The sequence below is a fragment of the Stenotrophomonas sp. 05L44_2 genome (assembly GCF_056665995.1).
Genome location: NZ_JBFTNR010000039.1, coordinates 1 through 11,182, shown reverse-complemented (window position 1 = coordinate 11,182; position 11,182 = coordinate 1). Strand labels below are relative to the sequence as shown.

Annotated in this window: 9 protein-coding genes; 7 read left to right on the top strand and 2 right to left on the bottom strand. The window is 67.6% G+C overall.

The annotated features are described in order from the left end of the window. The first annotated feature begins 202 nt into the window (after nucleotides 1–202). The 4 genes from folE (at nucleotide 203) to AC1VAN_RS02430 (ending at nucleotide 6,478) form a co-directional block, all read left to right on the top strand. Nucleotides 203–814 carry a GTP cyclohydrolase I FolE gene (gene folE, locus AC1VAN_RS02445; RefSeq protein WP_025875657.1) on the top strand — a complete coding sequence of 204 codons (612 nt, stop codon included), beginning with the start codon at nucleotides 203–205 and terminating at the stop codon, nucleotides 812–814. A gap of 109 nt (nucleotides 815–923) precedes the next feature. Then, nucleotides 924–2,393, top strand: coding sequence for a DUF3375 domain-containing protein (locus AC1VAN_RS02440; protein WP_025875659.1), 1,470 nt, complete (start codon nucleotides 924–926; stop codon nucleotides 2,391–2,393). Continuing rightward, nucleotides 2,380–3,081 (top strand): DUF4194 domain-containing protein, encoded by a 702-nt coding sequence (locus AC1VAN_RS02435; RefSeq protein WP_025875661.1) that lies wholly within the window; start codon nucleotides 2,380–2,382, stop codon nucleotides 3,079–3,081. The genes AC1VAN_RS02440 and AC1VAN_RS02435 overlap by 14 nt, the downstream gene beginning before the upstream one ends. Before the next feature lie 16 nt (nucleotides 3,082–3,097). Continuing rightward, nucleotides 3,098–6,478: an ATP-binding protein gene (locus AC1VAN_RS02430; protein WP_480985205.1), complete on the top strand. Its 3,381-nt coding sequence runs from the start codon at nucleotides 3,098–3,100 to the stop codon at nucleotides 6,476–6,478. A gap of 92 nt (nucleotides 6,479–6,570) precedes the next feature. Here AC1VAN_RS02430 and AC1VAN_RS02425 read toward each other — a convergent pair whose 3' ends face one another. Continuing rightward, nucleotides 6,571–7,350 carry a sulfite exporter TauE/SafE family protein gene (locus AC1VAN_RS02425; protein ID WP_025875666.1) on the bottom strand — a complete coding sequence of 260 codons (780 nt, stop codon included), beginning with the start codon at nucleotides 7,348–7,350 and terminating at the stop codon, nucleotides 6,571–6,573. 72 nt (nucleotides 7,351–7,422) lie between these two features. On the opposite strand from AC1VAN_RS02425, the gene AC1VAN_RS02420 reads away from it, so the two are divergent. Next, complete coding sequence (locus AC1VAN_RS02420) at nucleotides 7,423–7,815, top strand: YchJ family metal-binding protein (protein WP_480985204.1); 393 nt, start codon at nucleotides 7,423–7,425, stop codon at nucleotides 7,813–7,815. Here AC1VAN_RS02420 and AC1VAN_RS02415 read toward each other — a convergent pair. Beyond that, on the bottom strand, nucleotides 7,797–9,098 hold the full coding sequence (locus tag AC1VAN_RS02415) for a GGDEF domain-containing protein (protein ID WP_480985203.1): 1,302 nt from the start codon (nucleotides 9,096–9,098) through the stop codon (nucleotides 7,797–7,799). The two genes, AC1VAN_RS02420 and AC1VAN_RS02415, sit on opposite strands and share 19 nt — an antisense overlap. A gap of 146 nt (nucleotides 9,099–9,244) precedes the next feature. On the opposite strand from AC1VAN_RS02415, the gene egtB reads away from it, so the two are divergent. Then, nucleotides 9,245–10,516: an ergothioneine biosynthesis protein EgtB gene (gene egtB / locus AC1VAN_RS02410; RefSeq protein WP_032978548.1), complete on the top strand. Its 1,272-nt coding sequence runs from the start codon at nucleotides 9,245–9,247 to the stop codon at nucleotides 10,514–10,516. Next, nucleotides 10,513–11,182 (top strand): L-histidine N(alpha)-methyltransferase (locus tag AC1VAN_RS02405; RefSeq protein WP_480985202.1); only part of this gene is annotated, 670 nt, incomplete at its 3' end. The genes egtB and AC1VAN_RS02405, both read left to right, overlap by 4 nt.

Below are 11,182 nucleotides of genomic sequence, written 5' to 3'. Positions count from 1 at the left end.
GGGCTGCGCAGGACCGTTGGCGCCATGGATGGCGCCATCGAGCCCCCATGGACGGGTTCAGGGCGTGTCCTGCGCAGCCCCCTCACCCCCTCCAGACCGATAGCAATGACGCACCACGACGACCCCCGATGAACCGTCCCCAGAGGACGACCCACCCCCCGGTCGGGTACGATGCTCGCCCCCCGTTCGGGCGCTGTATGCAATGAGCAAGAACAACGAAAAGGCCGCCCCGCAGGGCGAAGTGACCCAGGTCCAGGCCGAGGATGCCGTGCGCACCCTGCTGCGTTGGGCCGGTGAGGACCCGACCCGCGAAGGCCTGCTGGATACCCCGCGCCGCGTGGCCGAAGCCTATGGCGACTGGTTCAGCGGCTACCGCGACGACCCGCGCGCCTACATGGAACGCACCTTCGAGGAAGTGGCCGGCTACGACGAGCTGATCGTCCTGCGCGACATCGAATACGAAAGCCACTGCGAGCACCACATGGCGCCGATCATCGGCCGCGTGCACGTCGGCTACCTGCCGGCCGGCAAGGTGGTGGGCATCAGCAAGCTGGCACGCGTGGTCGAAGCCTACGCCCGCCGCTTCCAGGTCCAGGAAAAGATGACCGCGCAGATCGCCCAGTGCATCCAGGACGTGCTGCAGCCGGTCGGTGTCGGCGTCGTTGTCGAAGGCGCCCATGAGTGCATGACCACCCGCGGCATCCACAAGCGCGGCGTCAGCATGGTCACCTCGAAGATGCTGGGCAGCTTCCGCGAGGATGCCCGCACCCGCGCCGAGTTCCTGCGCTTCATCGAAGTGGGCGGCAAGCGCTGAGCGCCGTCGCCTCCCGGTGGCGGCCGCGCGTGGCCGCCGCTTTCGCCGTGCCTGCGCCGCGCCTTTGCGCGCGCGCTGGCCGCCGCGCCCTTCCGACCGATCTCGCTGCATGAAGCACCGCGAACGTATCACCCGTTATCGCCACCTGCGCGAACAGCCGCAATGGAAGCTGCTCGCCGCCGACCACGCACCGGAAATCATCGGCCTGCTGCAGGGCCTGCTGATGGACGGCGATCGCACGTTGCCGGCATCGGTCCTCAACGAGCGCCTGCAGCGTGCGCTGGACCAGCTCAACGGCGACGAGTTGTCGCGCGAGCTGCCGCGGACCGCGCAGGCCTACGTCGCCCATTGGCTCGCGCAGGGCTGGCTGGAACGCCGGCTGCCTGAAGGCGCCGACCAGGAGCAGTACGAGCTCTCGACCCAGGCGCTGCAGGCGATCCGCTTCGCCGACAGCATGGAGCAGGCCCGCGTGGCCGCCACCGAGAGCCGTCTGGCACTGGTGATCGAGCAGCTGTCGCAGCTGGCCGCGCAGACCGAGGCCGACCCGGACGCACGCCTGTCCGCACTACGCGACGAGCGCGATCGCATCGATGCCGAGATCGCCCGTGTCAGCGCTGGCCGTGTGACGGCCCTGGACGGCAAACGCGCGCTGGAACGTACGCGGCAGATCATCGGTCTGGCCGACGAGTTGACCGAAGACTTCCGACGCGTGCGCGACGACTTCGAACAGCTCAACCGTGATTTCCGCGAACGCATCATCGATGACGAAGGCGAGCGCGGCGACGTGCTGTCCAAGCTGTTCGAAGGCGTGGACGTGATCGGCGAGAGCGACGCGGGGCGTAGTTTCCAGGCGTTCTGGCGCCTGCTCAACGACGCCGAACAGAGCGCCCAGCTCGATGCCGCGCTGGAAACGCTGCTGGCCCGTGGCTTCGCCCGGCGGCTGGATCGCAACGAGCGCAACTTCCTGCGCGGCTTCACCAGCACCATGCTCGAGCGTGGTGGCCAGGTGCATGACGTGCTGCAGAACTTCGCGCGCAGCCTGCGTGGATTCGTGCAGAGCCGTGGCTACCTGGAACAGCGCCGCCTCAACCAGCTGTTGAAGCAGGCGCAGTCCGAAGCACTGGCACTGCGCGATGACTTCCCGGCGCAGCGCGCCATTGGCCGCGACCTGCAGCTGACCACCAGCCGCCTGCGTTCGTGGTCGCAGTGGAAGCTGCACGACCCGCGCAGCGCGCAGGTCGATGGCAACGTCGAATACAACGATGCGGCCAGCATCAGCCTGGAAAGCGTGGGCGATCTGGTGGCGTCGTCGGAAATCGATTTCCGCACCCTGCGCCGCGACCTGCACGACCTGCTCGACAGGCAGCCGAAACTCAGCATTGCCCAGGCCCTGTCGCAGCGCGAAGCGCCGCAGGGGCTGGGCAGTGTCATCGGTTACCTCTCGCTGGGCACGCGCTTTGGCAGCGTGATCGCCGGCGAACAGGAGCTTGCCGAATGGCGAGGTGGCGACGGACAGATCCGTCGTGCCCGCATCCCGCTGGTTTGGTTTACCCAGGAGAGACGCCATGAGCTGGCATGAAGACCCCATCGATGCACCGCATGCCGACCTGGCCGAAGACGCGTACCAGGCCGAACCGGTGGCGACCGTGGCCCAGCCCCGGCGCGGYAACGACGTCTACTACATGGGCGATACCGGCCGCCTGCCGCTGGATGCGCGCCGCGCGCTGTGCCAGCTGCTGATCGGTCCCAGCATCGACCAGCTGCGTCACGCCAAGCTGTGGCCGGCACTGATCCGCAGCGAAGCCGGTATCCGCTCGGCGCTGTCGGACCTGTTCCTGGAACTGGTGCTCGACCGTGACAGTGGCGTGGCGTTCACCCGCCAGGCCGACACCGAAGATGTCGATGCACCGGTACTGCTGCGCACCTCGCCGCTGACCTTCATCGATTCGGTGCTGCTGCTGTACCTGCGCCAGCAACTGGGCGAAGCCGATGCGCGTGGCAACCGCGCCGTGGTCGCCGATGCCGAAATGGCCGAAGCACTGGCCATCTACGAAAAGAACCTGTCCACCGACCGCGCCGGCTTCAACCGCCGTGTCGCCTCGGCGGTGCAGAAGATGAAGGACAACCACATCCTGACCCGCCTCGGCGGCCAGGAAGATCGCCACGAAGTCTCGCCGGCGTTGAAGCTGCTGTTCTCCGCCGAAGACGTATCCCAGCTGTCGGCGGTTTACCGCCAGCTGCGCGAAACCCCGGCCGCTGAAGCCTGAGAGACCCGAGCACCGCATGGCCATTTCCAAGCACACTCCCGCCCTGTTCAACGAAGGCCTGCCGGACCCGCGCCTGCAGCAGTTCCGCATGCGCCGCCTGCAGGTGCACAACTGGGGCACCTTCAACGGCCTGACCGAAGTGCCGATCGCCGAGCGCGGCTTCCTGTTCGTCGGCCGCTCCGGTTCGGGCAAGTCGACCCTGCTCGATGCCATGTCCGCCCTGCTGACGCCACCGGCCATCGTCGACTTCAACGCCGCAGCGCGTGAAGCCGAACGCAGCGGCCGCGACCGCAACCTGGTGTCCTACGTGCGCGGCGCGTGGGCCGACCAGCAGGACAGTGGCACCGGTGAAATCGCCACCCAGTACCTGCGCAAGGGCGCGACCTGGACCGCGCTGGTGCTGGAGTACCGCGCCGGCGATGGCCGCGTGGTCAGCCTGGTACGCCTGCTCTGGATCGCCGGCAGCAGCACCTCCGCCGGTGACGTGCGCAAGCACTACATGATTGCCGAGCGTCCGTTCGACATCGCCAAGGATCTGGGCGGCTTCGATCTGGACCTGCGCAAGCTCAAGCAGAAGTTGGCCGACGTCCATCACTTCGACACGTTCTCCGGCTATGCCGAACGMTTCCGCCACCTGCTCGGCATCGACAACGAGATGGCGCTGCGGCTGCTGCACAAGACGCAGTCGGCGAAGAACCTGGGTGACCTGAACGTCTTCCTGCGCGACTTCATGCTCGACACGCCGAAGACCTTCGACGCTGCCGAACGACTGGTCAGCGATTTCGCCGAACTCGATGGCGCGCACCAGGCCGTGGTCACCGCGCGGCGTCAGGTCGAAACCCTGCAGCCGGCGCGCGAGCACTATGGCGATCTGCAGGCGATGAGTCGCCGTCGCGGCGACGACGAAGCGCTCAAGCTCGGCATCGACAGCTTCCGCGAAAGCCGCCGCCAGTTGCTGATCGAAGCACGCCTGCGCGAGATGGACACGCGCGATCGTGGCCTGCTGGGCGAAGAAGCGCAGCGTCGTGCGGCGCTGGACAACCACACCGAACGACTGGCCGAGCTGGAACTGCAGCGCCGCCAGCAGGGTGGTGAGCGCATCGAGGAACTGGAACGCGAGCAGGGCCGCGCCGAAGCCGAACGTGATCGCCGCCTGGCCAAGCAGGCGCAGGCGCRTGACGCCGCACAGAAGCTGCAGGCCGCGCTGCCCGAGGATGCACATGGCTTCGCCGAGCTGGTCGAGCAGGCGCAATCCGAACTGGAAGACCGTCAGCGTGCGTCGAGCGCCCTGGACGACGCCATCAGCGAACGGTTGGGCGGCAAGCGCGACGACGAGCGGCGCTTCTCCGAAGTGCGTGGCGAACTGGAGGCGATGCAGCGCACACCCTCCAGCATTCCTGCGCCGATGCAGAAGCTGCGCGCACGCCTGGCCGAAGAAACCGGCATCTCCGAAGCGGCCCTGCCGTTCGTCGGCGAACTGATCCAGGTCCGCTCGGAAGAGCAGAGCTGGCAGGGCGCGATCGAGCGCGTGCTCGGTGGTTTCGCGCAATCGCTGCTGGTCGATGACAAGCATTACAACGACGTCGCCGAATGGGTGAACCGCACCCATCTGGGCATGYGTTTCACCTACTACCGCGTGCGTCGCAATGATGATGCGTTCGCCCGCGAACCGTCCGCCAAGTCGCTGCTGCACAAGCTGGAACTGCGTGATCACGTGTTCGAAAGCTGGCTGCGGCGCGAGCTGGGCAAGCGCTTCGACTACGAGTGCGTGGACGCCAAGCAGCTGCGCAACGTCGACCGCGGCATCACCCGCGAAGGCCAGGTCAAGCATCCGGGCGATCGCTTCGAGAAGGACGACCGCAGTGCGGTCAATGATCGCCGCCGCTGGCTGCTGGGCTTCAGCAACCGCGACAAGCTGGCCGTCTTCGAGAAGGAAGCCCAGGAGCTGGCCGCCCGTATCGCCAGCTGCGATACCGACATCGCGCGCCTGCGCAGCCAGCGTGACCGCGACAACGAACGTCGCCTGGCCTGCCACCAGCTGGTCGGCATCAGCTGGAACGAAATCGACGTCGCCGCGCCGCAGCAGCGCCTGGCCGACATCGAGGCCAGCCTGCACGCCCTGCGCGAAGGCAATGCCGACCTGGCCAGGATCGCCCAGCAGATCGACGCCACCCGCGCCGATATCGAGCAGGCCCGCCGCACTTACGAAGACACCCGCGTCGAGCGCGGCCAGCTGGTGCGCGAACGCGACCGCCTGGACCGTGCCCGCCAGCAGAGCCGTGCACTGGTCCTGCCAGCGCTGGCCGAAGACCAGGAAGCCGGCTTGGCCGAGCGCCTGCAGGAGCAGGGCCCGCTCAGCCTGGAAACGCTGGAAGCGCACATGCGCCAGGTCAGCAACGCGCTGAACGAACAGCTCTCGTCTTCGCAGCAGGACGTCAACCGCATCGAGAACCTGCTGCTTGGCTGCTTCCGTCGCTTCATCCAGCAGTGGCCGGAAGAATCGGGCGACTTCACCGTGTCGGTGGCCTCGGCCGAGGATTTCCTCGCTCGCCTCGAACGCCTTGAACGCGATGGCCTGCCGCAGCACGAAGAACGCTTCTTCGACCTGCTGCAGAACCAGAGCAAGAACAACCTGCTCGCGCTGCAGCGTCACAGCGCCGAGGCCCGCAAGTCGATCGGCCAGCGCCTGGACGAAGTCAACGCCAGCCTGGAGCAGGTGCCCTTCAACCGTGGCACCCTGCTGACCATCGAACTGAACGACCGGCGCCTGCCGGAAGTGCAGGAGTTCCACCAGCAGCTGCGCGAGGTGTTGTCGCAGCAGCAGACCGAGCAGCGCGACCTGGCCGAAACGCAGTTCACCGTCCTGCGCCAGCTGGTCAACCGCCTCGGTTCGCAGGAAGGCGAAGACAAGCGCTGGCGCGAAGTGGTGCTGGACGTACGCCTGCACGTGGAGTTCATCGGCGTGGAGCTGGATGTGGAAACGCGCCAGCAGGTCGAGATCTACCGCAGCGGCGCCGGCAAATCCGGTGGCCAGCGGCAGAAGCTGGCCACCACCTGCCTGGCGGCGGCGCTGCGCTACCAGCTCGGCGGCGCCGACAGCCAGCTGCCCAGCTACGCCGCAGTCGTGCTCGACGAAGCCTTCGACAAGGCCGACAACGAGTTCACCGCGCTGGCGATGAACATCTTCGACAACTTCGGTTTCCAGATGGTGGTGGCCACCCCGCTGAAATCGGTGATGACGCTGGAACCGTTCATCGGTGGCGCCTGCTTCGTCGAGATCAGTGGCCGCCACGATTCGGRCGTGCTGCTCATCGAGTACGACGAAGAAGGCAAGCGCCTGAAGCTGCCGGAGCGCAGCCGCCAGCAGGCCGACGAACCGGAAGAAGCCGAAGCCTGACCGCTCTGGAAACGCTGTGCCAACCAAGGTTGGCACCTACCGGGTCATGAATCCCGATAGTGGTGGTGCCGGCCGCTGGCCGGCAACCGCGTTTACGCACTGCGGAACGTATCCCACGCCATCCGCGCGATCAGCACCACCACCAGGCCCACGAACAGTTTGCGGATGAACGGCGTGCCGCCCTTCAGCGCCAACCGCGTGCCCACCACCGAACCGATGATGTTGGCCGCCGCCATCGGCAGCGCGAACAGCCACAGGATGTTGCCGGTCGGTACGAAGAACGAGATCGCCGCCACGTTCGTCGCCAGGTTCACCACCTTCGACGCGGCCGACGCGCGCAGGAAGTCCAGCCCGAAGAAGCGCACGAACAGGAAGATCAGGAAGCTGCCGGTGCCGGGCCCGAAGAAGCCATCGTAGAAGCCGATCGCCGCACCGATCGCCAGCGCGATCACCAGCTCGCGGCGGCCGATGTCCTGCGGCCGGTGCAGCGCGCCGAAGTCCTTCTTCCACAGCGTGTAGGCCAACATCGCCACCAGCAGCACCAGCACCAGTGGCCGCACTGCGTCCTTGGGCAACAGGCTGACCGCCGTAGCGCCAAGGAAGGAGAACACGAAGGCCGTACCGGCGGCGAACAGCACCGGCTTCCACGGGAAGCGCACGTTGCGCGCATAGCGCCATGCCGCTGCGCCGGTGCCGAACATCGAGCTGAACTTGTTGGTGCCAAACAGCATCGCCGGGGTCTGCTGCGGCAGTACCGTGAACAGGCCGGGCAGCTGCACCAGTCCGCCGCCGCCCACGGCCGCATCGACCAGGCCGGCAATGAAGGCGATCACCACCAGCCACCACAACTCAGGAGGAATCAGTTCCAGCACGGCGATCGATCGAAGTGGGGGCGCGACAGCATACGCCTGTCACATTGCCGCCGCCCACGCGACAATACCCGAATGAGCCGAACCGCCCCCGATCCCTGTCCCTGTGGCCTGGCCGCCGACTACGCTGCCTGCTGCGGTCGCTTCCATGCCGGCGACGCCGCGCCGGATGCCGAGCGCCTGATGCGCTCGCGTTACAGCGCCTATGTGCGCCACCTGCCGGACTACCTGCGTGCCACCTGGCACCCGGACACCCGTCCGGCARAACTGTCGCTCGATGATGCCCCCGGCCAGCGCACCCAATGGCTGGGCCTGACCGTGCAGGACCACCAGGTGACCGGCAGCGACAGTGCCGAGGTCCGCTTCACCGCCCGTTACCGCGTCGGTGGCGGCAGCGCGGTGAAAATGACCGAGCACAGCCGCTTCCTGCGGGTCGAGGGTCGCTGGTACTACCTCGACGCCGTCTGAGCCTGGCTGCCGCGCACGGCCAGCACGCGCTGGCCGCCATGCGCGCACACGCGGTTGCGGCCTTCCTCCTTGGCCGCATACAGCGCCTGGTCGGMCGCTTTGACCACCCCGGCAGGGCGCCGATCGACCCGGCTGTCGGCCAGGCCGATGCTGACGGTTACCTGCACCACCGCACCGCCACCGCCGCGCCCGCGCTGCTGCTGGCCGAGCGTATCGTCGCGGGTGCGCGTGCTGCGGTCGCGCAGTTGCATGCGGCTCTGCTCGATGCCCTGTCGCAGCGCCTCCACCGCGTCCACGCACGCCGATGCCGGGCGGTCGAGGAAAACCACGGCGAATTCCTCGCCGCCATAACGGAACGCACGGCCGCCGTCGCCCACCCGCGACAACCGTGAGGCCACCAGTTTCAGCACGTCATCGCCGGTGTCGTGGCCGTGGGTGTCGTTGAATTTCTTGAAATGATCCACGTCGATCATCGCGATGCTGTAAGTGCCGGTGGCGCGCTTGAGGGTCTCGTTGAACGCACGGCGACCGGGCAGGCCGGTCAGCTCGTCGCCGAAGGCCATGTGGAAGGACTCCTGCAGGGTCGCGCCCAGCATCAGCAGCAGCGCCGCTACGCTCAGCGCCGGCAGCAGTGCCGGCTGCAGGAAGATCCGCGGCAGCATCCACCAAAGGCACAGCAGGGCCAGCAGCATCGCCGTATGCAGCGGCCGCGGCTGGCGCCACGCCTGCCATGCCAGCGCAGCGGTGGCCAGCAGGAACAGCACGGCAGGCAGCTGCGCCAGCGCGTTCCAGTCGCTCGGTATCCAGGGGAAGTGCCGGTTCGACAGCAGGTCGTGCATGCCCCGTGGCTGCTGTACGGCAAGCAGGATGAAGATCGCCACCGCAACACCACTGGTCGTGGCCCTCAGCAGCAGGTCCTGGCGGCGGCGGCCACGTTCGGGCCACAACGCATGGACGGCGAACAGCAACGGCAGCCAGGTCGAGATCGCGTGGAAGCGCAGTGGCGTCAACGCCGTCACCCGGCCCTCGCGCAGGTAGTGCCCAAGGTCCTGGTGCAGCACCGCGAAGGCCAGCGCCACCAGCAGCAACAGGCACAGCGTGCGCACCTGGTTGTACAGCAGCGCCAGCCCTGCACCCAGGCAGGCCAGCAACCACGGCAGGATGCGCTGCCCGGCGCGGCCGACATCATCGCTTTCCAGGCTCGCCCACAGCACCAGCGCGACCAGCACGGCGGGCAGCACGAACAGATAGTGCACAGGCTGTCGAAGCGGATGATGGGACACACGGAATTCCAGCGCGGTCACGACGCGGCCGCAGCACTGCCGTTAGCGGCGCAACGGTGCCCTTCTTGAATGCGCGCAGCCTGATGTGAACACCGCGGCACCGGGCCATGACATCGCGCTCACCAGCCGCGGTCGAAGCTGGTCGCATGGACAGCGTACCCGCCGCCGTCGCTGCCCCGCAGCGTGACCTCGCCCGCCACTTCACCCATGTGCGGGGGCGCAGCGTGCAGCTGGCCGCACCCCTCAGCCCGGAAGACGCCCTGCTGCAGAGCATGGCCGATGCCAGCCCGGCCAAGTGGCACCTGGCCCACACCACCTGGTTCTTCGAACGCTTCGTGCTGGCCAGCCAGCCCGGCTACACACCTTGGGATCCGGCCTGGGACTATCTGTTCAACAGTTACTACAAGAGTCTCGGCCCCGCCCACGCACGGCCTCAGCGCGGGTTGCTGTCGCGGCCCTCGCTGCAGCAGGTCCACGCCTACCGCCAGCATGTGGATGAGCAGGTGCTGGCAGGACTGCGCGATGGCGATCTCGGCAGCGACGCCCTGCAGCACCTGCAGCTGGGGTTGCAGCACGAACAGCAACACCAGGAACTGCTGCTCACCGACATCAAGCACGCCTTCTGGTGCAATCCGCTGCAGCCGCCGTACCGCGAAGACCTGCCCATCGCCGTCAGCGCCCTCGGCACGCAGGGTTGGGTCGAACAGGGCGAGCGCATCGTCAGCATCGGTGCGTCCGCCTGGCCGCAGCACGCAGCCTTCGCCTATGACAATGAATCGCCCGTGCATCGCGTGCTGCTTCCTGCGCATGCCATCGCCGAACGCCCGCTCAGCAACGCCGAGTACCGCGCCTTCATCGACGCCGGCGGCTACCGCGATCCGCGCTGGTGGCTGAGCGAAGGCTGGGCGCTGCGCGAGGCCGAGCAGTGGCAGCATCCGCTGTACTGGGATGACGACCTGCTGCGCGAGTTCACCCTGGGTGGCTGGCGCGAGCTCGATCCGCATGCGCCGGTCTGTCATCTCAGCTACTACGAAGCCGATGCCTGCGCCCGCTGGGCCGGCGCCCGCCTGCCCACCGAATTCGAATGGGAAGCGGCCGCCGCCTCGCAGCCTGTCGAAGGCCACTTCGCCGACGACGACCATCTGCACCCGATGGCAGGGCAGGGCGACGGGCTGCGCCAGTTGTTCGGCGACGTGTGGGAATGGACCAGCAGCGCCTATGGCGCCTATCCCGGCTTCCGTCCCTTCGCCGGCAACCTCGGCGAATACAACGGCAAATTCATGTGTGGCCAGTGGGTCCTGCGCGGTGGCAGCTGCGCCACGCCGCGCGGCCATGTACGGGCCAGCTACCGCAACTTCTTCATGCCACCGGCGCGTTGGCAGTTCTCAGGCCTGCGCCTGGCAAGGGATCTTTCATGAGTACCGTCCAGGATGCGCTGCAGGCGCTGACCGACCTTACCCCCGGCCGCCAGCAGATCCTTGCCGACGCCGTGGCGGGGTTGTCGCACGCCTCTCGCCAGCTGCCTTCCAAGTACTTCTACGACGCGCGCGGCTCGCGCTTGTTCGAGCAGATCACCCACACCCGCGAGTACTACCCCACACGCACCGAACTGGCCCTGCTGGACCGGGTGTTGCCGGAGATCGCGCAGGCGGTGGGTCCGCGCGTGCATGTGGTCGAACTGGGCAGCGGCAGCGGCCGCAAGACCGCGCGCCTGCTGGCTGCCCTGCAGGACCCGGTGGCCTACACACCCATCGAGATCTCGCGCGCGGCGTTGCTGTCCAGCATCGACCATCTGGCCCCGGCGCTGCCGGACGTGGAAATGCTGCCGGTGTGTGCCGACTTCACCCGCCCTGTGCAGGTCCCCGCGCCAGAGCGGCCTGCCGCGCGCCGGCTGCTGTTCTTCCCGGGCTCCACGCTGGGCAACTTCGCCGATGAGGATGCGATCGCGCTGCTGCGCGCAATGCGCCAGACCATGGGCAAGCACGGCCTGGCCCTGGTCGGCATCGATCTGCACAAGGACCCTGCACTGATCGAGGCCGCCTACAACGACGCCGACGGTGTCACCGCCGCCTTCACCCTGAACC

Excerpts from the sequence above, each read along its gene's own strand:
- AC1VAN_RS02440 (WP_025875659.1), top strand. The coding sequence starts at position 924 with ATGAAGCACCGCGAACGTATCACCCGTTATCGCCACCTGCGCGAACAG.
- folE (WP_025875657.1), top strand. The coding sequence starts at position 203 with ATGAGCAAGAACAACGAAAAGGCCGCCCCGCAGGGCGAAGTGACCCAG.
- egtB (WP_032978548.1), top strand. The coding sequence starts at position 9,245 with ATGGACAGCGTACCCGCCGCCGTCGCTGCCCCGCAGCGTGACCTCGCC.